This window comes from Actinopolymorpha pittospori, from assembly GCF_014873875.1.
GTDB classification, from domain to species: domain Bacteria; phylum Actinomycetota; class Actinomycetes; order Propionibacteriales; family Actinopolymorphaceae; genus Actinopolymorpha; species Actinopolymorpha pittospori.
Genome location: NZ_JADBEM010000001.1, coordinates 10,210,519 through 10,230,688, shown reverse-complemented (window position 1 = coordinate 10,230,688; position 20,170 = coordinate 10,210,519). Strand labels below are relative to the sequence as shown.

The window sequence follows — 20,170 nt, the reverse complement described above, 5'->3', positions numbered from 1 at the left end:
GGCGGATAAGTACGGGCAGAGGTCCCTGACCTGGGGAATCGCCGTACCGTGGAACCAGTGGAGGACCCGGCCAGACCCGGGCCGACCGGGCACTTCGGGCGGGGTGGGGTAACTGGTTCGGTGTTCGCGCGGGGGTACCTGTAGACTCTCCAACCGTTCCGGCGCTCGTAGCTCAACGGATAGAGCATCTGACTACGGATCAGAAGGTTGGGGGTTCGAATCCCTCCGAGCGCGCAGCAACAAGAAGGCCCCTGACCAGGCAAAACGCCTGATCGGGGGCCTTCTTCGTTGGCAACCATGTTCATCTGGCGGCGAGCTTGCTGAGGCCGTTGCCAACAGCAGCCGCCGCCTCGTCCTCGATCGCGCGGGCGAAGACGTCCGCGACACCGGCCGCGTGCTGGCGGAGGAGTGCAGAGACCCGGAGAGCGATCGAGGGATCGGCATGCCCTAGCCGCTCGGCCACGACGTGAGCCGGGACACTCGCCAGCAGCAGCGTCGGTCGTGTGAACGTGTCGAAGATCGGCAGTCGCGCCGGAGGCTGTAGCCACCTCGGTTGGCCCGGACTACGCCAACCGCTCCCCCCGGGCCAGCCCAGGCCACCGGCCAAACCCTCCACCTCCGAGGTTGAGCATCTCGACCAGGCGGTGTCGATCAGAACGCGCCGCCATGGCATTGTCGGGCGGACGTACGGAGAGGAGCGCCAACCATGATCCTCCCAAAGGTCCGCGACCCGCGCTTCGTGACGATCCGCCGCGGGGGGACCTTGACGGATTCCGATCATCATCTGCTCGCTCTTTGGGCGGCCTCGTGCGCCGAGCACGTCCTGCATCTGTTCGAGTCCGCTCACCCTGATGATCCACGTCCGCGTCAGGCCATCGAGCATGTCCGCGCCTGGGTTCGTGGCGAGGTCAAGATGATGGAGTCTCGCGCGGCTGGCGGCCATGCCATGGGGGCAGCGCGAGACAAGGGAGGGGCAGCAGGGCACGCCGCGTACGCGGCTGGCCAGGCTGGTGCCGTGGCGCACGTCGCCGCCCACGAACTCGGTGCGGCAGCGTATGCGATCAAGGCCGCGCGAGCTGCTGCACCGGACGGCGAGGCCGAGGCCGCGGGTCGACTCGAGTGCCAGTGGCAGCGCGACCTGCTCCCGGAGGCGATTCGCGAACTCGTCCTTGACGACCAGCAACTGCGGAACGACATCTGCTGGTCGGTCTTCAACCGCTGAGCTGGTGGCCCACCCAATCAGGACTGTCGCGAGCCTGATCGTCCACTCTGCCTACAGAGCGCAGTGTCCGGGAGCGAAGAGTGCCGGCGGCGGGTCGGTCAGTACAGCGGCTGCGTCACTGACGGGTAAGTCCACCAGGGCGTCACAGGTTGGTTCGGCGCATTCGCAGTCGAACGCACGGACGAGTGTGCTGACATCAGGTGGTGCTGGCTGACGCGCGAGTCCGGTCAAGGAGTGAGTGACGGCGACCTCGTTGGCGTAGCGCAGCAGGTGCTGCCGCTCACGCTTGCTTCGCGCCGTCGGTCCGGCCGCAATGAGCTCAGCGAAACGATGCTCCACAGCGGCGATTGTCTGGTTCACAGTCTGGTTGTCGACGACGATCGTGGCCGCGTCCGGGGCGGCATCGAGTTGAGTCCGGATCAGCTGCCAGCCCCACAGATATCCATGGTGTACGCCCTCCGGGTGGCGCTTTTCGAGCCTGGCTCGTTGTTCCTCCTGCGAGGGCATCAGCCACACCGCGTTGCTCGATGGCGTGGCCAGATCGGGAGTGATGAGGGCGCCCTCGACCACGACCAGAGGCCGGGGGAGAGACAGCAGGTCATCACGGATCATGGGACCACGGTCGAACTCGCCCGGGCCACTGCTCGGCAACGTCACACCTTCCGCTGCGGCCCGGTCCCAGTACTGCCAGGTGTGGGCATCAACGCTGTACCAGCGCAGGCCGTGCCGCCTCGCCAGCAGGCGGCTCACCGTTGTCTTGCCAGCAGCAGCCGGGCCGCCGATCCAAAGAACATGCGACAGATCTCCCACATCCCCTCCCATGGAGCCAGTGACCCCGAGCGCCCCGATTTCAGTCCTGGCCGGCGCCAGCACGTTCGAACTCAGCTGTCCGCGACAGAAGGTCGGCGAGCCCTCCGTGTGCCAATGCCAGGGCCGATCATGTGCCGGCAGGAGCTTTGGTCGGCGTGGGACTCGGCGGAGGTCCTAGCCGTTCGTTCTCGCGCGACAGACGTCGATGGATGCCGGCTGTCGGTCAGTCGGGGAGGGTTGCCCGGGCTTGTTCGATGTGGCTGATGACGGCGTGGGCGCTGCGTACGGTGGCGATCTCGTGGGCTTCGTCGAGCACGGTGCGGGCTTTGGCGGTCTCGCCCTGCGCGGAGGCGATGTATGCCAGGCCGACCATGTTGGAGGCAACTCCGGAGAGGTTGCCGATCTCGCGGCGCAGTCGGGTGGATTCGGTCAGCAGGTCGCGTGCTTGGTCCAACCGGCCGGCCCTGTGAGCGGCAATGCCCAGGTGCCGCAACGCTTCCGCTTCGGTGGCGGCGTCGCCGGCCCGTACGGCCAGGTCGCGGGCTCGTTCCAGGTGAGGTACAGCCGTCTCGTCGTCACCGCGTACCACCTGGTAGAGGCAGCCGATCCAGAATGTGGCCTCGGCCTCACCGCGGGTGGCGCCCAGGGAGGCGTACAGCTTGGTTGCGCGTTGGAACAGCGACAGTTCGGCTGGGTCCTCGACCGGTGGCGCCCCTTCCGTGGCGCGCGCGGCAAGGTATCGGGCGTGCAGGAGCCGGCCCCGGTCCAGCGCTACATCGGCCTCGACCGCGTCCAGTCCGCGCTCGGCGGCCAGTACTGAGACGTCGCCGGTGTAGACGGATTGTTCATAGCGCGCCTTTGCTTCGGCCAGGTGGTCCCGGTCGATCATCGGTCCTCCCTCGTCCGTGCCGACCGTAGCGGGTCAGCTCGTCAAAGCAAGCCGTTGACCGTCGGTCGTCGTTCGGCTCACCTGTGCGTGCCGAGCTGCTCGAGGAGCAGTCGGATCCGGCGTTCGATCTCGTCGCGGATGGGGCGCACGGCTTCCAGGTTCTTTCCGGCAGGGTCGGGGAGGTCCCAGTCTTCGTAGTGTTTGCCGGGGTAGACGGGGCAGGTGTCGCCGCAGCCCATGGTGATCACGACGTCGGAGGCTTCTACGTCGTCGTTGTCGAGCAGACGGGGCGTGTTGCTGGTGATGTCGATGCCGACCTCAGCCATGGCCTGCACGGCGACAAGGTTGATCTGGTCGGCTGGTTCGGAGCCGGCGGAGCGCACGTCGACGCCAGTGCCGGCCAGGTGGCGCAGCCAGCCGGCGGCCATCTGGGAGCGGCCCGCGTTGTGCACGCACACGAACAACACGCTCGGCCTGCCGGTGCTGTGGCTGGTGGTGTCGGTCATGGGGTCTCCGAACGCTGAACCTGTGATGTGGCGGCAGCGATGACGTGTGCGGCCGTCCGGGGGTACCGGCGGCGGGCGGCGAGAGAGACGTAGACCAGGCCGAGCAGGACCGGTACCTCGATCAGCGGACCGACCACGCCCGCTAGTGCCTGGCCGGAGGTGACGCCGAAGGTCGCGATGGTCACCGCGATGGCCAGTTCGAAGTTGTTGCCGGCCGCGGTGAACGCGAGTGTCGTGGCCCGCTCATAACCCAGACCCACCAGGCGCCCGAGCCCGAACGACCCGAACCACATCAGCACGAAGTACGCCAGCAGCGGCACCGCGATCCGGGCGACGTCCCAGGGTGCGCTGGTGATCTGCCGGCCCTGCAGGGCGAACAGGATGACGATGGTGAACAGCAACCCGTACAGGGCAACGGGTCCCACCTTCGGCAGGAAGCGGCCCTCGTACCAGCCGCGACCCCTGACCTTCTCTCCGACCCGTCGGGACAGGTAGCCGAGCGCCAGGGGGATGCCGAGGAAGAGGACGACGTTGCGGACGATCGCCCACCCCGACACGGCCAGGTCTGTTTGGGGCAGGCCGAGCCAGCCGGGGAGCACGGACAGGTAGAACCAGCCGAGCGCGCCGAAGGCGATCACCTGGAAGACGGAGTTGAGGGCCACCAGGACGGCGGCAGCCTCCCGGTCACCGCAGGCCAGGTCGTTCCAGATGATCACCATGGCGATGCAGCGCGCCAGGCCGACGACGATCAACCCGGTCCGGTAGGCGGGCAGGTCCGGCAGGAACACCCAGGCCAGGGCGAACATCACCGCGGGGCCGACGAGCCAGTTGAGTGCCAGCGACGGCACGAGCAGTCTGCGGTCGGCCGTGACCGCGCCGAGCCTGTCGTAGCGGACCTTCGCCAGAACTGGGTACATCATCGCCAGCAGCCCGACCGCGATCGGCAGCGACACCCGATCGACCTGCACCGCGTCGAGAGCGGCGCCAAGCCCGGGCACGGCCCGCCCGGCACCCAGGCCCACCACCATCGCGGCCAGGATCCACACCGGCAGCAGGCGATCAAGCGTCGACAGGCGGCCCGCCACATCCGTCGGAGTGGCGGTCCGGTCCTGGGCTGCCGGGGTGAGTTCGGTGCCGGTCACGCCGGCGTCGCGGTCAAGGTAGCCTCGGGAACCTGCAGCAGCACCGACAAGGACGCCAACTTCTCGGGCACGACCTTGTAGTAGACCCAGGTGCCTCGGCGTTCGGACTCCACCAGCCCGGTCTCCCGCAGCACCCGAAGGTGGTGGGAGATCGTCGGTCCGGTCAGGTCGAACGCGTCCGTCAGATCACACACGCACGCCTCGCCGCCGGCGAAGGAGGCGATCAGCGACAGCAGTCGTAGCCGCACCGGGTCACCCAACGCCCTGAAGCCGCGTGCCAGCTCGGTGGCGTCGTCCTCGCTGAGGGGCGCCGCCGCCAGGGGTGTGCAGCAACCCGCCTGGCCGACCAACGGCAGTTCTTTCCTCGACATGCGTCTATCTTGACGTCCATCTAAGCAGCGCGCAAACTATCTATCTAGACGAACATCGAATCAGGCTGCGAGGAGAACGACCGTGAGCGACACCAGCGAGGTCAGCGCGGAGCAACTCGAGCTCCGCGAGCAGGTGCGGCAGAGGTACGCCGCCTCCGCCCTGGCCGTCACCACCCGCGACGCCGGGCCGGCGGAAGCGAGTTGTTGCGGCACCGCCAGTGCGACCACAACCAGCTGCTGCGGGGACACCTCGGCCGGGTCGGCCGAGACGGGAAGTTGCTGCGGTGGCGTGGAGGTCGAGGAAGGGTTCGGGGCCGGCCTGTACGCCGCGGAAGACCGGGACCAGCTTCCCGCCGAAGCGGTGCTTGCGAGCCTTGGGTGCGGTAACCCGCTCGCGGTCGCGGAGCTACGCGAGGGCGAGACCGTACTCGATCTCGGCTCCGGAGGCGGCATCGACGTCCTGTTGTCCGCCCGCAGGGTCGGTCCCAGTGGGAAGGCCTACGGCCTGGACATGACCGAGGAGATGCTCGCCCTCGCGCTGGCCAACAAGACCAAGGCCGGCGCGACCAACGTCGAGTTCCTCAAGGGCGCCATCGAAGACATCCCGCTGCCCGCGGAGACGGTCGATGCGATCATCTCCAACTGCGTCATCAACCTCTCGACCGACAAGCCGGCAGTGTTCGCAGAGGCGTTCCGAGTCCTCAAGGCCGGCGGCCGCATCGGTGTCAGCGACGTTGTTGCCGAGGACCGCCTGACGTCGGCCGAACGAGCCGAACGCGGCCCCTACGTCGGCTGCATCGCCGGCGCCCTGTCCATCGACGAGTATCACGAAGGCCTCACCCGGGCGGGGTTCAGCGACGTCCAGGTCGAACCCACCCATGAGGTCGCCGACGGCATGCACTCCGCGATCATCCGAGCCACCAAGCCGAATCCTCGGGAGAACAAGCCCTCCTGAGCCTGAGCATGTCCCTCGTGGCAGGAGAGTCGCACCTGGATGAGGCCGACTCTCCTGCCACGCAGATGCCGGACTGGGTACTTGTACGGATAGACCCGATGGGGTCGTGCGTCCACGATGACCGCATGATGCGTGCAGTGGAGAAGGCGCCCGAGGATGGAGCCAGCCACGGTGGCAGGCGCAGCAGTCGTACGGCGGGGCCGTCCTGCTGATGTTCACCGTGATTGTCCTGGCACCGCTGGTGTGGTACTGGTTCATCCAGGCTGAGTTCGCCGTGCGTTACGCGAACTCAGCGCAGGACTGGCGGGCCAACCATCGGTCCAAGGTCGAGCTGGAGATCTGGGCTGCCCTCATTGCCGGCGTCCTCGCAGCAGGTGCCATGGTGAGATGGATTGTCGCCACCATGCGGGTGCGGGCACGCGGCTTCGCCGCGGTCGGCTGGCGCCTTACTGGGCGCAGCGCTGCTCCTTCTCTATGGGTGGTACGTCCTCATCAGCAACTTCACGTTCGTCTGGTGAGGCCTGCGGCCCCCGCGGCGTGGGAGTGCCCTGGATCGGGTGGAACCCGACGCGCGGGCTCAGGATGCGGACCGGTCCGGCCAGTCGATCGCGTCGAGGAACTCCTCCATCGCGACGATCACCCGGCCTAGCACCGCGATCGAGTCGGTAAGAGGGCCGGGTGTGAACATGCCGTGGTTGGCACCGTCTACCTCCAGGACGTGCGGCGACAGCCGGCGAGCCAAGCCGCCGTCCCAGAGCGTGTCCGCGGTCCCACCGACGAGAAGGCAAGGCGCCGTCGCGCGACCCAGCGCGGCAACCACCCACGGTGCGGTGAGTACGGGCGTAAGCCACACCGCCGGAAGGGAGCGTTCGGCGGCGAGCAGCGCGGCATTCGTACCCAGCGACTTCCCGATCAGCAGTGGGTTGCCGCCCAACTCGTCGAGCAACGGCGTGAGTTCGCCGCGCACCCAGCCCTCAACAGCCGGTTCGAACGGATCCGGGCGGGCCTGCGACCACGAGTGACGATGTATCGCCGCGCCCCGGCGCTGGGCGACGGCGGACGCGTACATGAGCAAACCGGCCGCAGGTCCGAACGCTCCCCCCTGGAACGATCACTGCCTTGGTCACGGCGGGCACCGTACTACACCGATGCGGTCCCGCCATCCTGTCGCCGTCGACCGCACCGGCGCTCGTCCGCCTGTTGCACTCAATGTGGGCGAGGCGCATGCTAAATAAAGACGCGATGTCAATTGGTTGGGGGACGACATGAATCGCGCCACTCAAGAGCAGCAATCACGCTCAAAGCCTTTCTTTAGTTCTGCCTTCGTACGTCGCTCCCTAAGCATGTTATTCATCGCCATAGTCGCCTTAATCTTCATTTTCGAGAACACGGCGGAGACGACGGTCCGGCTTCTCGTTCCCGTGGTGACGATGCCGTTGTGGGGTGCACTGCTGATCGCCTGGGTCCTTGGGCTGCTCGTCAGCCTCTTCGGGCTGAGGCGGCGCGAACGCTGACGGAGAAGTCCGGTGGCGGCGCCCTCCGGCGGTTGGCCGCGTCGGCATGAGCAAGAAGGATTCAGTTCGCGTCGACATCTCTTTCGGGAGGGAAAGCTATGGACTATCCAATCTTGGGCGCACTTCTCACGGTGACCGTCTTTACGTTTGCGGTCCTTTGGATCTTCCTCATGGTAAGGGTCATCGTTGATATCTTCCGCAGCTCGGACCTCCGCGGATGGGGCAAGGCTGCATGGTGTCTGTTCGTGCTCGTTCTTCCCTTCATCGGAGCCCTCACCTACCTGGTCGCGCGTGGCGAGGCCATGAGTGAGCGCACGATGGATGAGGCGAAGAGGCACGAGGAGGCCTTCCAGGACTACGTTCGTACCACCGCTGGGACGCCGACTCGGGCGGACGAGCTGGCCAAGCTCGCGCAACTTCGAGAGCACGGTGACATCTCAGAAGGCGAGTATCAGAAAGCGAAGGAGAAGGTTCTGACCTGAACACCAAGGGCTCCCGCGCCGCGCGGGGGCCCTCTGGCTGGCGCTGAGCGGCAGGCGGGAACCCACAGCGGACGCGTCGCTCCCCGCCGAGGCGACTGCTGACACGAGCGCTGGACGATGAGGATCAGTCAAGCGGTTGAGGGGTAGCGTCCCAGCGCCATTCGGTCTGAGTGGGCTGGCCCGGCAGGTCAGCACGGCCGGTGGCCCACAAGATCGCGGCCCACGGATCATCGGTTCCGGCCCCCAGGTCGGGGAACATCCTGGCCAGGACGCGTGCGCAGACGTCGCGAGGTGGGTCGTAGGAGAGGCGCAGGCCGGTCGCCACGTCCCAGCCGTGGACCAGAGCTTCGACGCAGCCCGCGCCCGCGTAACCCTCGGGATCGGCACAGCCTCGCGGCGACCAGGCTCTCACCTCCGGCGGGCTTCCTCGTACAACCATCGCCAGCAAACGCCCCGCAGCCTCGAAGCCTTCGAGAAGCTCGCTCGGCGGCATGGTGTCGGTCGTCGGGCGAGGGAACAGCCGGACGTAGCGTGCCTCCTGCTTCCGGATGGCGAGCTGGCCGGCGTACACCAGAAGGCCCTGCATGTGCTCAACCGTCTGGCGACACGTCAACTCCAAAGATCCGGCCGGCACCGTCCAGTCAAGGTTTGTCCCGGGCCGCAGACACTGGAGTACGACATCAACGACGCGATCGACATCATCGGCAGTGACAGGTAGTCGTCGCGGCACGAGCGTCCTCCTCGTCGAATCGCCACCCAGCATGGCCAGTCAGACCGAGCCACGGTACAACCCCAACCGGCCACACCCGCCCGCCCCTCGGAGCCTTCCTGTGGCGGAACAGCCATGACCTAAACTCCCTCCCATGACTTCTCGCGTCGTCTACGGGGCGACCGTGGCGACGCTTGCCCTCGCCGGTGTTGCCGGGCTCGCGAGCCACCACCCGCTCCTCGGTAGAGCCGTCCTGGCGGTCGCTTCGCTGGCCGCCCTCCTCGGCATGTTCGCGACCTTCCAACCCCGAAGCGACTGACCGCCCGACCGCGACGTACGGCTGGCGAGAAAACGTCGACGCCGTTGCCGACAGGAGTCGCCGTCTCACCGCCGGTCGCGAAGGGTTGTCCACAGCCGCGCGTCGCGTCACGCGGCCGAGGCGATGCAGTCGTTAGGCTTCGGAGCGATCTTGGAGGGTTCACGACAGGAGTCAAGGTGTCGGCGGACAAGAAGCAGGACCGTGCACGGATCGAGCAGGCGGCGAGTGCGGTCGCCACTGACGACTATCCGCATCTGAGGGCGGCGCTTCAGTACGCGAAGGACTACACCTCACTCGGTCCGAACGCTTTCGGCAGTGTCCCCTCGAGAATTCTGATGCCTCGCTACAACCCGGCCAGGGAAAGTCAGATCAAGAACCTCGAGGACGGCCTGGACCGACTCGCGAAGATGATCGCGGGGATGAACGAGGTGGCCTTCCGCATGGCGGTCACGGAGAAGGCCAACACGATCGACCTCACCAAGACCCCCCGAGTCCCGGTCACGAAACCCGACGCGCCGAAGGACGTGATCACCGGCTTCTCCGCTCTCTCGCGCCTTTTCGTGGTCGACGTTTGCTTACCTCCGTCTCATGTGGCGCGCATCCGCGCTGTTGAAATGCTCCTTCGCGCCGCTGATGGTCGTGCCGTTCGCTGGATCGATGCTGTCGTTGGCCATGTGGGTGACCGTCCAGCCTGACGACGAGGAGATCGGCAGGGCCAAGTCGGCGTGGTTCTCGGTCGCGGACGAACTCGACTCGATCAGCACGCTCAAGACGTTCACCGGCGAGGGTGGCGGTGCGCTGCTGCCGAAGACCGCGTGGGACGACGACGCGCGGGAAGCCTTTGACGTCTGGGTGGCCAACTTCGAAACCGAGGTCGACAATGCCTCGACGGCTGCCTACAACGCGATGGCAGCGCTGGAGCAGACGCTGGAGTCGGTCAAGGACCTTCAACACGCGATGCGCACCCAGGACTACATCACGGTCGGAGGGCTGGCTGTCTTGTGGGTGGCGGGGCTGTTTCCGTTGTACCGGGCACCCGCAGCGGTAGCACAAACTGTTCTGACCCGCATCAATGCCCTCGCGGCCGGCCTCACGGTCGGTTCTCTTTGCCTGGAGCTCATAGCCTACGGCTCCAAGATGGGTGAGGTCTCCGAGAACGGTCGCTTCGAAAAGCTCAACGTCGACAACGACCCCGCCAAGAAGTACGGAGCAGATCCCGTCAACGACACCTTCGTCGACCTCGACATCGACTGGCTGAAGTAAGTCGACGGCCCGCCGTGACCTGGTCGGCCGCTGGTGCGGCTCTGGTGTTGGGCAGCCTTCGCTCTCAACCCGTGAAGAGAGTGTTCTGGTCGACCATGCACAACGGATTACCGAAGGGATCCTCGAGGTAGAACGAGCGCTCTCCCCAGGGACGTGTCTCGATCGTCTCATCCACCTCGTGACCCAGGCCGAGGGCGCGCTCATGAACTGCCGCAAGGTCGTCCACGGCGAGGTACAGATGTCCCTGGTTCGAGCGCGGGTCGAAGGGATCGGTGTCTTCTCGGGGGCTGAACAAGGCGAGGATCGTGCCTTCGCAGTCGAGATAGTGCCGTCCCGATGAGACGCGCTTGCCGGGAAGACCGAGCAGAGACTCGTAGTAGACGGCGGCCTGGTCGATGTGGGGGACTGGCACGATCACCCGATACAGCCGCATCACTGATCACCCGATTCTGTCGGCACAGACCGTCATCAGGCGCACCAGCCTAGAACCTCCGCCGGCCGACCGCTTCTCGTAGGCGCCACGGGGAGGGCGGCTCAGCCACGGGAGCAAGATTTTTTGCCGGCGATGTCGAGAACCCGAGCCTGGCTCCGTCCCCGCGGTGAAGGTGACCAAAATGGTCCCACCAGCACTGAGGAGACACACGATGGCCAAGTACCTCCTGCTCAAGCACTACCGCGGCGCCCCGGCTCCGGCCAACGACGTGCCCATGGACCAGTGGACGCCGGAGGAGATCTCGGCGCACGTGCAGTACATGCACGACTTCGCGGCCCGGCTGGAGCAGACCGGCGAGTACGTCGACGGTCAGGCGCTCGCCCCCGAGGGCACGTTCGTCCGGTACGACGGTGAGGGGCGCCCGCCGGTCACCGACGGCCCGTTCGCCGAGACCAAGGACCTCATCGCCGGCTGGATGGTGATCGACGTCGACAGCCACGAGCGCGCGCTCGAGCTGGCCGGGGAGCTGTCGGCCGCCCCCGGGAAGGGCGGGGAGCCGATTCACGAGTGGCTCGAGCTGCGCCCCTTCCTGGCCGAGCCGCCCACCATCACGGAGTGCCACCTCAGATGAACGAGGCCCTGCTCCGGAGCCTCACACCGAGCGTGCTCGGGGTCCTCGTCCGCCGCGGAGCCGACTTCGCGGCGGCCGAGGACGCCGTCCAGGACGCGCTGGTCGAGGCGGTCCGCGTCTGGCTGGCCGACCCGCCGCGGGACCCGAAGGGCTGGCTGGTCACCGTGGCCTGGCGCAAGTTCCTCGACGCCACCCGCTCGGATGCCGCCCGCCGCCGGCGTGAGGACCTCGTCGCGGAGGAGCCGGCACCCGGGCCCGCGCCGGCGGTGGACGACACGCTCCAGCTCTACTTCCTGTGTGCCCACCCGTCGCTGACGCCGTCCTCGGCCGTCGCGCTCACGCTCCGCGCCGTCGGCGGGCTCACCACCCGCCAGATCGCCCAGGCCTACCTGGTGCCCGAGGCGACCATGGCGCAACGCATCAGCCGGGCCAAGCGCACGGTCTCCGACGTGCGATTCGACCAGCCCGGCGACGTCGCCACAGTGCTGCGCGTCCTCTACCTGGTCTTCAACGAGGGCTACTCCGGCGACGTCGACCTCGCCGCCGAGTCCATCCGGCTCACCCGCCAGCTCGCGGCCGCGATCGACCACCCCGAAGTGGCGGGGCTGCTGGCCCTCATGCTGCTCCACCATGCCCGGCGCGCCACCCGGACCGCACCCGACGGCAGCCTGGTGCCACTCGCCGAGCAGGACCGCGGCCGGTGGGACACGCGGTCGATCGCCGAGGGCGTCAAAATCCTGCAGGCGGCCCTCGCCCGCGACCGGCTGGGCGAGTTCCAGGCCCAGGCCGCCATCGCGGCACTCCACGCTGACGCGCCCACCTCTGAGGAGACCGACTGGGTGCAGATCGTCGAGTGGTACGACGAACTCGCGCGCCTGACCGACAGCCCGGTGGTCCGGCTCAACCGCGCCGTGGCCGTCGGGGAGGCAGACGGACCGCGCGCCGGGCTGGCGGCCCTCGCGGCGCTGGACGACGCACTGCCCCGCCGCGCCGCGGTGGCGGCGTACCTCCATGAGCGCGACAGCGACCTGGCCACGGCGGCACGGCTGTACGCCGAGGCGGCGCAGAAGGCACCCAACCTCGCCGAACGCGATCACCTGACGCGCCGGGCCGCCCGGATCAACGCCCGCCGCGATCGCTGACACGGACGGATCTACGAAGAGCCACTTTGGTGGACCGCCGCGCAGGGCCAGCTTCACGACGTACGGGCGGCTGGATCCAGCTAGGGTCTCGGCATGTCCGAGGTTCTCCTCCTTGGCGATAGCCACCTCGCCCGTATTCGTGGTGCACGCACACGCCATATCGAGCGCGAGACCGGCCGGCGGGTCGTCAATGCCGCGGTAGGCGGGGCGAACAGTCTCGATCTGGCACGCCAGCTCAACGGCCATCGGCCGGCCGACACAGTAGTCGTGTCAGTGGGAACGAACGACGCGGCGCCCTGGAAAGAGGTCCCGCTGCCACGCTTCAGGAGAGAACTCACGAGATTGCTCTCGGACCTGCCCGAGGCCAGGCTCATCTACCTCACTTCGCCCGGCGTGGACGAACGGGGTCCCACCGGACCTGGTGACAGGACGAACGCTGCGATCCAGCGATACTCGGCCGCGGCAGCGACGATCTTCGCCGAGCACGGCGGGACGACGCTTGACGTTCGATTCGCTCTGTCTGGCATGAGTGTCGACGTCCATGAGCCCGACGGCGTGCACCTGACTCACCGAGCCTATGAGCGAGTGTTGACCGAACTCGTGCAGTGGATCGGCCCCGCTCCTCATGCCGGCGTCACTGGACCCTGGACACCCGCATCGCCATGAGTGCGGAAGCCGCCCTGAAGTACCCCGCCGCGTGCCCCTCGCGGGCATGAACCTCGAACGCGGGGTTGCCCCTGGCCACCTCGCGATCGATGTACGCGCCGATGCTGTAGATCCTCGTGACCGCCGTGTCCACGATCTCCGCCGAGGACATACCCGCCGCGTAACTGTCGAGGAACAGGCGCAGCCGTCGACGCCGATCCGGTTCGCTTGACCAGCCCCACCCCTGCAGATCAGCGGTCGGGTGGAACGGGACGAACTGATACGCGGCGTAGGAGAGATCCCAGACCCGGCTGGATGGCCCCGCGGTGTCCCAGTCGATGATGCCGCGTACGCCCGTCGAGTCGAAGACGAAGTTCCATGGCGCCAGGTCGTGGTGTCCGATGCAGTCGATCGTGGCAGGGCGGGCGATCTCGTAGCCGCGCCACTCGGTGGAGCCGGACGGTACGAAGCTCTGGCTGACGTCATGGACCTGCCGGATCGCCTTCGCGACGCTGACCAGGGCCTCCTCGGATCGGATGTCCTGCGAAAGCGGCGGATATCCCGTGACGCCCTCGATGAAGGTCAACCGTTCAGCACCATCGGCGGTCATGCCCAGGAAACGAGGAGTCAGCGTGCATCCGGCCGATTCGAAGTGCTCCAGGAGTCTGTGCACCTGCGTGTTGTCGCGGGCGGGGCGCCGGTGCACCTCGTCGCCGTGGCGTACGGGCGCCGAGAACCGTCCCCGCTCCATCTCGGGTACCTCACCCACCAGCGCTCTCTCCTTCGTCCACGGTGATCTCCCTCGTCCACGGTGATCTCCCTCGTCCACGGTGATCTCCCTCGTCCACGGTGATCTCCCTCGTCCACGGTGATCTCCCTCGTCCACGGTGAACGAAGCCGCCGACCATTCTGACCGACATCCGGGTCGTCCCTACCACCCGCTTACGGGCGGCCGATCTGACCGGTTGACCCGATGTCGCTCATCTCCGCGGCGAGACGGCCCAGGTGCTCGAACGTGTCGGGCAGCTCACGCAGCAGTTCGCCGATGGTGTGCTCGGTCGTCTGGCTGTCGCCCATCCACCGGGCGGCAGGCGCTCGTTCGAGCGAGACCAGGATCCGCTCGAAGAGAACCTGCAGATCGTGCCTTGCCACACTGAGGAAGAGGTCGCGTCCGGCCCAGCTGACCTCACCGCCGGCCGCGACGTACGCGGCCAGGATTCGCCTGATCGGTTCGATCCCCGCCGCCCCGAAGATGTAGGCGACCCGACCAGCCTCCAGGGCCGCGCTGTCGACCCTCACACTGTCCCAGTCGACCAACACCGGGCCGGTCGGTGCCATGACCATGTTGTGCGTCTTGAAGTCGCCATGCGTCGTCACGCAGTCCGCAGCGACTTCGCAGAGACGTTCGATCCGTTCCGACATCTCGAGGATGGACGGCAGGCGTTCCTGTGCGAGGTCCGACCAGGATTTGTCGCGCCGCCGCGCCTCGGCGAACCACTCCTCCCAGGTCGCCCGCGGCCAGACCGGCGAGCGCCACCAGTCCGGTAAGCCCACCTGGCTCAGCGGCTTCAGCTGGTGGATCCGCGCCATGGTGCGGCCGAGCCAGCCGGCGAGGTCGTCGTCGGGTCGAAGCTCTCGGTTCTCGACCCATCGGTAGACCCGGAAGAGCCGTTCGTCGAGGCGGGTCACCCAACCCGCCGTGGGGTCGGTCGGCGGGATCGGTTCGGCCATGTCGATGCCGGCTTCGAGTGCACGGCGCTCGAAGGCCATCGCGGCCTCGAGCTGATCGAGGAGTTGTCGACCCGCGTACCGTCCGGCTGAGCTCGACCAGTACCCCTTGACGAGGTAGCTGCCCTCGGCGGTGTCGAGCCGCCAGGTGTCGGTGTCGCCGCGCCTGACGAGCACGAGGTCACCGAGCGGACGCCCGAGGTCGAACGCCTGCGCGACCACTTCCGGGGTTGGGGTGTACACGATCCCTCCAGTGGGCTGGTCGCCGCCGGGGACGAGTGGTGCCTGGCGCACTGGTCAGCCAAGCAGCTCGCATCCGTAGGTGGCGTAGAGATCGCGAAGCTCCGCTGGTTCCAGGCGCTTGCCGCTGTGCAGGTCGTCGAGCAGCGCGCTGGTTCGGTCGGACATGACGAGGATGTATCGGGCCGGCGCGGGATCCGGGTTGCAGAAGGTGTGCGGTATGCCGCGTGGCCCGATCACCGCGCCACCGGCGGCTACGTCGTGCTCGTCCTGGCCGATGCGGACGCGGAGGGATCCTTCGAGGACGTACCACGCCTCATCGTCATCGTGATGGATGTGCACCGGTGCCACCCACTCCGGGGAGTCGGACGAGGCGCCTGGGATGGTCCACTCGACCAGGACGAGCTTCGAACCGTTGGGCGCGAGACGCTGCTCGCGCAAGGCGGCCACCGCCACCGACGTGCCTGGGTCTGCGGGCATCAGAGTCCTCCTCCGTGAGCTGGTCAGCTTCGTCGTTCCAGCATCGTTCGCGAGGCGGGCAATCGTTACATCGACCCGCGCGTACGTCCAGCCCCGCGGGATGCCGCGACCGAGCGGGTCAGTCCCGGACGGCGAGGCGCTCGCTGTCGAGAAGGTCCGCCAGGCGGTCTCGGATCCACCGGAAGAACGGTCCACGGGCGGCATCAGGTCCGTCGCGGCGAAACCAGCCACACAGCCGATGCGTGGCGCTGAGTATGCAGGCAAGGTAGAGCCGACGTTCGTGGTCCTCAGGTAGAGCTCGGATCTCTGAGTAGCCGGCTTCGACGTGACGGCGAATCTGGGACGCCGGATGGTGCTCGTCGGAACTCAGGATCAGGGTCGCGAAGTCGAAGGTGTAGTCGGTTCCTCTGATCTCGCCGAAGTCGATCAGCCCCGTGTAGAGGGCGCGCGACTGGAAGATGTGGCTGGTGTCGAAGTCGCCGTGCGCGACCCGACCAACACCGGCCGCGGGACCCACGGCGATGGCTTCCTCCAACAACGACTCGACACGCTGGGCCTGGGCGAGGTCGAAGCCGATCCCCAGAAGGGGATCGCCGACACTCGCCGGGTCGACGTACGAGGCGTAGGTGGCGTGTTCGGCGCGCAGGGGCCAGCCGGGTGTGGCGTGCTCGCGCATGATCCAACCGAAGCCCTGGACAGCGACGCCATGGATCCTGGCCAGGTCACGACCCGCACCCCGGCCGATCTTCGCTGCCGCGGCCCCCGGTGTCGACCTGTTCATGGGGCCGCCGGCGATCTCGGTGGTCACCATGACTGATCGGGCAAGCGATGCGCAGAAGGGCTCGTAGTGGACGACCGCGGGTACGTTCGCGCCGGCGGTACGAAGGGCCCGGTGCAGTGCGACCTCCGGGGCGAAGCTGTCCCCCGCGCTCTCAGCGATGCGGACGTAGAACGTTCCCGTACCCCGGTCCACCCGATAGACCTGGGTGGAGGATCCCGTCGCCGTCCGGCGGCAGGTGTACTCGACGCTCGAGCCGAAGACCACCGCCAGCAGTCTGTCCAGCGCTCGGAGGTCCACGTCGGGCTTACGCATGAGCACCCTCCTTCGGCGACTTCGAGGACATCATCCGCCTCGACCGGCAGCTGCAGCCGAAAGATCCGGTTCTGGTCGGCGGCACCCTACGCCGCTAGGCGGAAGCGCGCTCCAGCCGCCTTGGTGCCTCCGCCGCGAGTCGAGCCAGGGTTGGCCCGTCGCCGTCGAGTGAGTCCTTCTTCGCGTTGAACGCCCGGACCCACAACCCTGCCGCCCAGGCGACCTCCCGTTCCTCTCGCGTGAACGCCCGTCGGCGTGCGTCTTTGTAGGCCAGCAGGAAGTCCTCGACCTGGTCGTCGCTCGCTTCTCTCGACGGTTCGCCGGTCACGGTGTGAACGGCTGCGGCCAGGCCCACGATGCCCGCTTCGGGCCGTACCGCCACGCTGTCCCAGTCGTGGGCGGCGTGCAGGTGCTCTCCGCGCCATCGGAGGTTCTGCATCTCCCAGTCCACATGGGCCACGACGTGGGGGAGCGGACTCGAAGTGAGGCGGGTTCGTACGCGCTCGCCAACGGTGTCGAGCCAGGCCGGTCCTGGATGGGCGTTGAGGTCGGCGGCCCGGTCGTCGGGTATCGGCCAGACGCCGCCCTCGGTGTGGTCCCAGCCGGCCCACGGGGGCGTGGGTTCCAACGTCGGAACGGTCTCGGCGCCTGGTGCGAGGACGATGAGGTGCCGCAGCGCCCGCGCGGACAGCCGAGTGGTCGCCGGTGACGCGGCGAGGATCGCGCCGCCCGGAAGGAGGGCCTCCGCGGTGGCGGTGTGGGCGCCGAGGGGAGTGGGTCCGGCAAGGAGTCGCGGGCACGGGAACCCTCGTGTCCCCAGGACGTGCTGCACCTCGACGCAGCCGGCCAGGCGAGGGGCTGGAGGGCGCACCTTGACGACCACCTGCCGCCCGTCGCCGAGGCGCAGCCCCACGACCTGGGACAGGTGTCCGGTGGCGAACATCTCCTCGACCGCTTCGGCGCCGAGGTTGACGGCGCACCATTCGGCGAGGTCGTCACGGCGGACGTCGGGCCGGGGCACGCTCTCGATCACAGTCCTGCTCCTTCGGAGAAAGGGACACGAGTCTTCACTCCGAGGAGCATGTTCGCCAGATCGACGCGTCGTCGCCGGTAGGCACGCCGTCACCGGGACAGCTTGGCTATGCCGAGCACTGCCTCCTGCCGACGCTCGGGGTGCCTGAACACGAACCCGTCCCGCTTCCGGTCAGTCCGACCTTCGTACTGGTGGAGTACCTGCCTGAGTTTCGCGGCGTCGTAGATCGTGAGGATGTCGAGGCGGGTCGGCTTGCCGTGAACGGCGATCGACCCGTGGTAGAAGCCCCAGCTCAGGTCCTTGAACAGCCGCATCCGCGGTGTGACCTTGCGCCGGATGGCGAACAGGTCGATGTGCTTGTTCTCGAGGTTCTCATACCCGAGCCCCTTGCGGGTCGGGTCGTAACGGTCGGTGCCGGACCACCTGATGATCTCGACGAGTTCGTCGACGGTCCTGCCGGGATGGTCCTGGGAACCGATGCCGCGCACCACCACGGTCCGGCCCATGAAGTACCTCTTGATCTCGGCATCCACGACCGCACCGATCGCACGGTGGTCGGGTTCGGTGTCAACTCGGTACTGACACGCGTCGATGTCGAAGGTCATGGGCCGGCCCAGTGGGTGGCAAGGCGGGGTTGCGCGCTCCATCGGTGGTCAGCCGCGGAGGAACGCCAGGACGGAATCGGTCTGGCCGAGGATCGCGTGTCCCACCTCGGGCAGGAGGTTCACGGTCGCGTGTGGGAGGCACTGACGCACCCGCCGGGCCGTTCCCTCGGAGTCGAGCATGACATCGCGGCCACCGACGATCACCAGGATCGGCATGGTCAGGTGGCGCAACGCCTCGTCCGGGAACGCGGGCAGGCGATCCATGCGCGGCTTGAACTGCGTGAACGTCAGGACCAGGTAGTCGAGGACAGCTCCGCTCTCGGGTGTCGTCGAGCCGGTGACGGATCGGGCCGACCGGCGTATTCCCCAGCGTCCGAACGGGCGCAGAAGCAGCGCCTTGAAGAGCCATCCGATCTTCTGCCTGCCGATGCCGGCCGGGCACAGAAGGGCCAGCTTCGTCACCCGCTCCGGTCGCCGGGTGGCGTAGTCGAGTGCCATCCAGCCGCCGAGGGAGGCCCCGACGATCGAGGTCGTCGTGATGCCGAGTCCCTCCAGCACGTCGTCCAGCCACAACGCGTAGGCGTCGGAGGCCAACGGCGGCCGGGACGGAGCACTCAGGCCCGGCTCACCGATCAGGTCGACGGCGTAGGTGCGGAAAGTCCCGGCCCAGGCGGCGATGTCGGCCCCCCACATGATGGCGTTCGCGCCCGATCCGTGCAGGAGCAGCAGGGGCGGGGCGTCCGGCGGCCCGGAGACGACGACGAAGGTCTCACCCGCGCGGGTGGGCACCCGGACGTGCTCGGCATGGACCGGCCAGGTCGCCAGCATGTCCCGGTAGCGGCGCTGGATCTCGCTCGCGCCGGCCTCGGACTTGTAGATCGTGTTCATGACGCGAGCACCGCCTCGATGTAGTCGAGCAGCCGGGCGGTGTCGCCGGGGCTACCCAGGATGATGATCTTCATCCGCGCCCGCCCCTCGTCGTACGCCGTCTCGATCCGCAGTGGCTCGTCGCCCTGGCCGCGGTGGGCGACCGAGGCCGTCAGGGCGGTGGTCAGGCGGTGGGCCGTCTCGGGGCTGATCGCGTCGACCTCCACGATGCTCGACACGTCGGTACGCCGGTGGCGCCCGACCGTCTCGCGGGGGGACTCCGGAACCGGGCGGCCGGTGAATGCCTCCAGGTCCTCGTGCGCGATCCGGTACTGCTTGCCGATCCGGACGGCCTTGAGCCGGCCGTCGCGCACGTAGGTGCGGATGGTGCGCACGTGCAGGCCCAGGCGTTCGGCGACTTGTTCGACGGAGTAGAAGCGGTCGTTCACGAAAATACCGTAACCGTCCCTCAGAGAGAGCGCAATAGGGATCGATAGGGAAGATTAGGGAGGGAGCGTGTTTCCGCTTCCACCCAGGCGAGGACTCGCCGGGCGATCTTCTCGGTGTCCTCGTCGTCCGTGGTGATCACGGTGGGGACGAGTTCGCGAGCCTGCGCCGCGTCGGTCAGGGCGTCCTCGATCCACTCGCTGGACCAGCCGCGGGCATGGAGGCGGGACTCTCGAAGGTCGTCGGCGCAGTCAAGGAGCACCCAGTGGACGGACCCGTCCGGGTCGGCACCGGCGATGACGTCCTCGGGTGAAGGGGTGGGACACAGCAGGATCACCGGATGCCCCGCTCGCCGGACGATGTGGATGATGCGGCCCCACATCCGGTTGTACGCCGGCCAGATCGGTGCCGCTTCGGGGACGGCGATGGGTACGCCGAGGAGTGCGCGATCCTCCAGAAGCTCGTCCTGGTCCATCACCACGATGCCCTGCCCGAGCCGGACGAGTTCGGGGAGCAGCGTGGTCTTTCCGGCTCCGGCTGCGCCGGTGACGAGATACAGGGGAGTGGACGCGGGTTCCGGACTCATCCGCTGGACGGTAGTTCAGACCCGGGTTCCCGGGACACCGGATTGTGACTCCTCCCCC

Annotated in this window: 28 protein-coding genes and 1 tRNA gene; 11 read left to right on the top strand and 18 right to left on the bottom strand. The window is 67.7% G+C overall.

The genetic code is table 11. The features are described from left to right. The first annotated feature begins 161 nt into the window (after positions 1-161). Positions 162-234, top strand: a tRNA-Arg gene (locus HEB94_RS47365). A gap of 67 nt (positions 235-301) precedes the next feature. Here the strand turns inward: HEB94_RS47365 and HEB94_RS47360 are convergent. Beyond that, positions 302-463 carry a hypothetical protein gene (locus tag HEB94_RS47360; RefSeq protein WP_192755904.1) on the bottom strand — a complete coding sequence of 54 codons (162 nt, stop codon included), beginning with the start codon at positions 461-463 and terminating at the stop codon, positions 302-304. A 243-nt stretch (positions 464-706) separates the two neighbouring features. Between HEB94_RS47360 and HEB94_RS47355 the strand changes: the two genes are divergently transcribed. Next, entirely contained in the window at positions 707-1,222 is a 516-nt protein-coding gene (locus HEB94_RS47355; RefSeq protein WP_192755903.1) for a putative immunity protein, read from the top strand. Between the two features lie 51 nt (positions 1,223-1,273). Here HEB94_RS47355 and HEB94_RS47350 read toward each other — a convergent pair whose 3' ends face one another. The 5 genes from HEB94_RS47350 to HEB94_RS47330 form a co-directional block, all read right to left on the bottom strand. Next, positions 1,274-2,095, bottom strand: a complete 822-nt coding sequence (locus tag HEB94_RS47350) for a P-loop nucleotide/nucleoside kinase family protein (RefSeq protein ID WP_192755902.1) — start codon at positions 2,093-2,095, stop codon at positions 1,274-1,276. Positions 2,096-2,255: 160 nt separating this feature from the next. Continuing rightward, positions 2,256-2,921 carry a tetratricopeptide repeat protein gene (locus HEB94_RS47345; RefSeq protein ID WP_192755901.1) on the bottom strand — a complete coding sequence of 222 codons (666 nt, stop codon included), beginning with the start codon at positions 2,919-2,921 and terminating at the stop codon, positions 2,256-2,258. Between the two features lie 77 nt (positions 2,922-2,998). Beyond that, complete coding sequence (locus tag HEB94_RS47340) at positions 2,999-3,427, bottom strand: arsenate reductase ArsC (protein WP_192755900.1); 429 nt, start codon at positions 3,425-3,427, stop codon at positions 2,999-3,001. Continuing rightward, entirely contained in the window at positions 3,424-4,569 is a 1,146-nt protein-coding gene (arsB, locus tag HEB94_RS47335; protein ID WP_192755899.1) for an ACR3 family arsenite efflux transporter, read from the bottom strand. Before arsB ends, HEB94_RS47340 begins: the two co-directional genes overlap by 4 nt. Next, positions 4,566-4,940, bottom strand: coding sequence for an ArsR/SmtB family transcription factor (locus tag HEB94_RS47330; RefSeq protein ID WP_192755898.1), 375 nt, complete (start codon positions 4,938-4,940; stop codon positions 4,566-4,568). The genes arsB and HEB94_RS47330 overlap by 4 nt, the downstream gene beginning before the upstream one ends. An 82-nt stretch (positions 4,941-5,022) precedes the next feature. On the opposite strand from HEB94_RS47330, the gene arsM reads away from it, so the two are divergent. After that, positions 5,023-5,895, top strand: a complete 873-nt coding sequence (gene arsM / locus HEB94_RS47325) for an arsenite methyltransferase (RefSeq protein ID WP_192755897.1) — start codon at positions 5,023-5,025, stop codon at positions 5,893-5,895. A gap of 577 nt (positions 5,896-6,472) precedes the next feature. On the opposite strand, the gene HEB94_RS47320 is transcribed toward arsM, so the two are convergent. Next, positions 6,473-6,964 (bottom strand): alpha/beta fold hydrolase, encoded by a 492-nt coding sequence (locus HEB94_RS47320; protein WP_192755896.1) that lies wholly within the window; start codon positions 6,962-6,964, stop codon positions 6,473-6,475. 274 nt (positions 6,965-7,238) lie between these two features. Here HEB94_RS47320 and HEB94_RS47315 point away from each other — a divergent pair, with 274 nt between their 5' ends. Together HEB94_RS47315 and HEB94_RS47310 are read left to right on the top strand one after the other, a co-directional pair. Next, the gene (locus HEB94_RS47315; RefSeq protein ID WP_202896919.1) at positions 7,239-7,409 is read left to right on the top strand and encodes a LapA family protein; all 171 of its coding nucleotides are present in this window, start codon (positions 7,239-7,241) and stop codon (positions 7,407-7,409) included. Positions 7,410-7,507: 98 nt separating this feature from the next. Further along, entirely contained in the window at positions 7,508-7,891 is a 384-nt protein-coding gene (locus HEB94_RS47310; RefSeq protein WP_192755894.1) for an SHOCT domain-containing protein, read from the top strand. Positions 7,892-8,015: 124 nt separating this feature from the next. Here the strand turns inward: HEB94_RS47310 and HEB94_RS47305 are convergent, their stop codons facing one another. Continuing rightward, positions 8,016-8,477 carry a maleylpyruvate isomerase N-terminal domain-containing protein gene (locus tag HEB94_RS47305; RefSeq protein ID WP_202896918.1) on the bottom strand — a complete coding sequence of 154 codons (462 nt, stop codon included), beginning with the start codon at positions 8,475-8,477 and terminating at the stop codon, positions 8,016-8,018. Positions 8,478-8,754: 277 nt separating this feature from the next. Here HEB94_RS47305 and HEB94_RS47300 point away from each other — a divergent pair, with 277 nt between their 5' ends. From HEB94_RS47300 to HEB94_RS47290, 3 genes are all read left to right on the top strand, one after another. Beyond that, on the top strand, positions 8,755-8,919 hold the full coding sequence (locus tag HEB94_RS47300; protein WP_192755892.1) for a hypothetical protein: 165 nt from the start codon (positions 8,755-8,757) through the stop codon (positions 8,917-8,919). A gap of 176 nt (positions 8,920-9,095) precedes the next feature. Beyond that, a complete protein-coding gene (locus HEB94_RS47295; protein WP_192755891.1) occupies positions 9,096-9,614 on the top strand; it encodes a hypothetical protein in 519 nt (172 codons plus the stop codon). Then, complete coding sequence (locus tag HEB94_RS47290) at positions 9,577-10,182, top strand: hypothetical protein (protein WP_192755890.1); 606 nt, start codon at positions 9,577-9,579, stop codon at positions 10,180-10,182. Before HEB94_RS47295 ends, HEB94_RS47290 begins: the two co-directional genes overlap by 38 nt. A gap of 64 nt (positions 10,183-10,246) precedes the next feature. Here the strand turns inward: HEB94_RS47290 and HEB94_RS47285 are convergent, their stop codons facing one another. Further along, positions 10,247-10,615 carry a VOC family protein gene (locus tag HEB94_RS47285; RefSeq protein WP_192755889.1) on the bottom strand — a complete coding sequence of 123 codons (369 nt, stop codon included), beginning with the start codon at positions 10,613-10,615 and terminating at the stop codon, positions 10,247-10,249. A 211-nt stretch (positions 10,616-10,826) separates the two neighbouring features. Here HEB94_RS47285 and HEB94_RS47280 point away from each other — a divergent pair, with 211 nt between their 5' ends. The 3 genes from HEB94_RS47280 to HEB94_RS55015 all read left to right on the top strand — a co-directional run bounded on the left by HEB94_RS47280 (position 10,827) and on the right by HEB94_RS55015 (position 13,054). After that, positions 10,827-11,246 (top strand): YciI family protein, encoded by a 420-nt coding sequence (locus HEB94_RS47280; protein WP_192755888.1) that lies wholly within the window; start codon positions 10,827-10,829, stop codon positions 11,244-11,246. Next, on the top strand, positions 11,243-12,388 hold the full coding sequence (locus HEB94_RS47275; RefSeq protein ID WP_192755887.1) for an RNA polymerase sigma factor: 1,146 nt from the start codon (positions 11,243-11,245) through the stop codon (positions 12,386-12,388). Before HEB94_RS47280 ends, HEB94_RS47275 begins: the two co-directional genes overlap by 4 nt. Before the next feature lie 93 nt (positions 12,389-12,481). Next, positions 12,482-13,054: an SGNH/GDSL hydrolase family protein gene (locus HEB94_RS55015; protein WP_192755886.1), complete on the top strand. Its 573-nt coding sequence runs from the start codon at positions 12,482-12,484 to the stop codon at positions 13,052-13,054. Here HEB94_RS55015 and HEB94_RS47265 read toward each other — a convergent pair. The 9 genes from HEB94_RS47265 to HEB94_RS47225 form a co-directional block, all read right to left on the bottom strand. Further along, on the bottom strand, positions 13,023-13,802 hold the full coding sequence (locus tag HEB94_RS47265) for a phosphotransferase (RefSeq protein WP_192755885.1): 780 nt from the start codon (positions 13,800-13,802) through the stop codon (positions 13,023-13,025). The genes HEB94_RS55015 and HEB94_RS47265 overlap by 32 nt on opposite strands. Positions 13,803-13,975: 173 nt before the next feature. Then, positions 13,976-15,004 carry a phosphotransferase gene (locus HEB94_RS47260; protein WP_192755884.1) on the bottom strand — a complete coding sequence of 343 codons (1,029 nt, stop codon included), beginning with the start codon at positions 15,002-15,004 and terminating at the stop codon, positions 13,976-13,978. 54 nt (positions 15,005-15,058) lie between these two features. Next, positions 15,059-15,481 carry a cupin domain-containing protein gene (locus HEB94_RS47255; RefSeq protein ID WP_192755883.1) on the bottom strand — a complete coding sequence of 141 codons (423 nt, stop codon included), beginning with the start codon at positions 15,479-15,481 and terminating at the stop codon, positions 15,059-15,061. Positions 15,482-15,599: 118 nt separating this feature from the next. After that, on the bottom strand, positions 15,600-16,574 hold the full coding sequence (locus tag HEB94_RS47250) for an aminoglycoside phosphotransferase family protein (RefSeq protein ID WP_192755882.1): 975 nt from the start codon (positions 16,572-16,574) through the stop codon (positions 15,600-15,602). Positions 16,575-16,668: 94 nt separating this feature from the next. Continuing rightward, positions 16,669-17,607 carry an aminoglycoside phosphotransferase/kinase family protein gene (locus tag HEB94_RS47245; RefSeq protein ID WP_192755881.1) on the bottom strand — a complete coding sequence of 313 codons (939 nt, stop codon included), beginning with the start codon at positions 17,605-17,607 and terminating at the stop codon, positions 16,669-16,671. A gap of 89 nt (positions 17,608-17,696) precedes the next feature. After that, complete coding sequence (locus HEB94_RS47240) at positions 17,697-18,212, bottom strand: hypothetical protein (protein ID WP_192755880.1); 516 nt, start codon at positions 18,210-18,212, stop codon at positions 17,697-17,699. 48 nt (positions 18,213-18,260) lie between these two features. Next, on the bottom strand, positions 18,261-19,100 hold the full coding sequence (locus HEB94_RS47235; protein ID WP_192755879.1) for an alpha/beta fold hydrolase: 840 nt from the start codon (positions 19,098-19,100) through the stop codon (positions 18,261-18,263). After that, the gene (locus HEB94_RS47230; protein WP_192755878.1) at positions 19,097-19,528 is read right to left on the bottom strand and encodes a helix-turn-helix domain-containing protein; all 432 of its coding nucleotides are present in this window, start codon (positions 19,526-19,528) and stop codon (positions 19,097-19,099) included. Before HEB94_RS47230 ends, HEB94_RS47235 begins: the two co-directional genes overlap by 4 nt. A 20-nt stretch (positions 19,529-19,548) precedes the next feature. Then, complete coding sequence (locus tag HEB94_RS47225) at positions 19,549-20,112, bottom strand: P-loop nucleotide/nucleoside kinase family protein (protein ID WP_192755877.1); 564 nt, start codon at positions 20,110-20,112, stop codon at positions 19,549-19,551. Positions 20,113-20,170 lie beyond the last annotated feature (58 nt).

Excerpts from the sequence above, each read along its gene's own strand:
- HEB94_RS47300 (WP_192755892.1), top strand. The coding sequence starts at position 8,755 with ATGACTTCTCGCGTCGTCTACGGGGCGACCGTGGCGACGCTTGCCCTC.
- HEB94_RS47305 (WP_202896918.1), bottom strand. The coding sequence starts at position 8,477 with ATGCAGGGCCTTCTGGTGTACGCCGGCCAGCTCGCCATCCGGAAGCAG.
- HEB94_RS47255 (WP_192755883.1), bottom strand. The coding sequence starts at position 15,481 with ATGCCCGCAGACCCAGGCACGTCGGTGGCGGTGGCCGCCTTGCGCGAG.
- HEB94_RS47290 (WP_192755890.1), top strand. The coding sequence starts at position 9,577 with ATGCTGTCGTTGGCCATGTGGGTGACCGTCCAGCCTGACGACGAGGAG.
- HEB94_RS47285 (WP_192755889.1), bottom strand. The coding sequence starts at position 10,615 with ATGCGGCTGTATCGGGTGATCGTGCCAGTCCCCCACATCGACCAGGCC.
- HEB94_RS47235 (WP_192755879.1), bottom strand. The coding sequence starts at position 19,100 with ATGAACACGATCTACAAGTCCGAGGCCGGCGCGAGCGAGATCCAGCGC.
- HEB94_RS47315 (WP_202896919.1), top strand. The coding sequence starts at position 7,239 with ATGTTATTCATCGCCATAGTCGCCTTAATCTTCATTTTCGAGAACACG.
- HEB94_RS47345 (WP_192755901.1), bottom strand. The coding sequence starts at position 2,921 with ATGATCGACCGGGACCACCTGGCCGAAGCAAAGGCGCGCTATGAACAA.
- HEB94_RS47340 (WP_192755900.1), bottom strand. The coding sequence starts at position 3,427 with ATGACCGACACCACCAGCCACAGCACCGGCAGGCCGAGCGTGTTGTTC.
- HEB94_RS47320 (WP_192755896.1), bottom strand. The coding sequence starts at position 6,964 with ATGTACGCGTCCGCCGTCGCCCAGCGCCGGGGCGCGGCGATACATCGT.
- HEB94_RS47250 (WP_192755882.1), bottom strand. The coding sequence starts at position 16,574 with ATGCGTAAGCCCGACGTGGACCTCCGAGCGCTGGACAGACTGCTGGCG.
- HEB94_RS47225 (WP_192755877.1), bottom strand. The coding sequence starts at position 20,112 with ATGAGTCCGGAACCCGCGTCCACTCCCCTGTATCTCGTCACCGGCGCA.
- HEB94_RS47240 (WP_192755880.1), bottom strand. The coding sequence starts at position 18,212 with ATGACCTTCGACATCGACGCGTGTCAGTACCGAGTTGACACCGAACCC.
- HEB94_RS47310 (WP_192755894.1), top strand. The coding sequence starts at position 7,508 with ATGGACTATCCAATCTTGGGCGCACTTCTCACGGTGACCGTCTTTACG.
- HEB94_RS47275 (WP_192755887.1), top strand. The coding sequence starts at position 11,243 with ATGAACGAGGCCCTGCTCCGGAGCCTCACACCGAGCGTGCTCGGGGTC.
- HEB94_RS55015 (WP_192755886.1), top strand. The coding sequence starts at position 12,482 with ATGTCCGAGGTTCTCCTCCTTGGCGATAGCCACCTCGCCCGTATTCGT.
- HEB94_RS47280 (WP_192755888.1), top strand. The coding sequence starts at position 10,827 with ATGGCCAAGTACCTCCTGCTCAAGCACTACCGCGGCGCCCCGGCTCCG.
- HEB94_RS47330 (WP_192755898.1), bottom strand. The coding sequence starts at position 4,940 with ATGTCGAGGAAAGAACTGCCGTTGGTCGGCCAGGCGGGTTGCTGCACA.
- HEB94_RS47355 (WP_192755903.1), top strand. The coding sequence starts at position 707 with ATGATCCTCCCAAAGGTCCGCGACCCGCGCTTCGTGACGATCCGCCGC.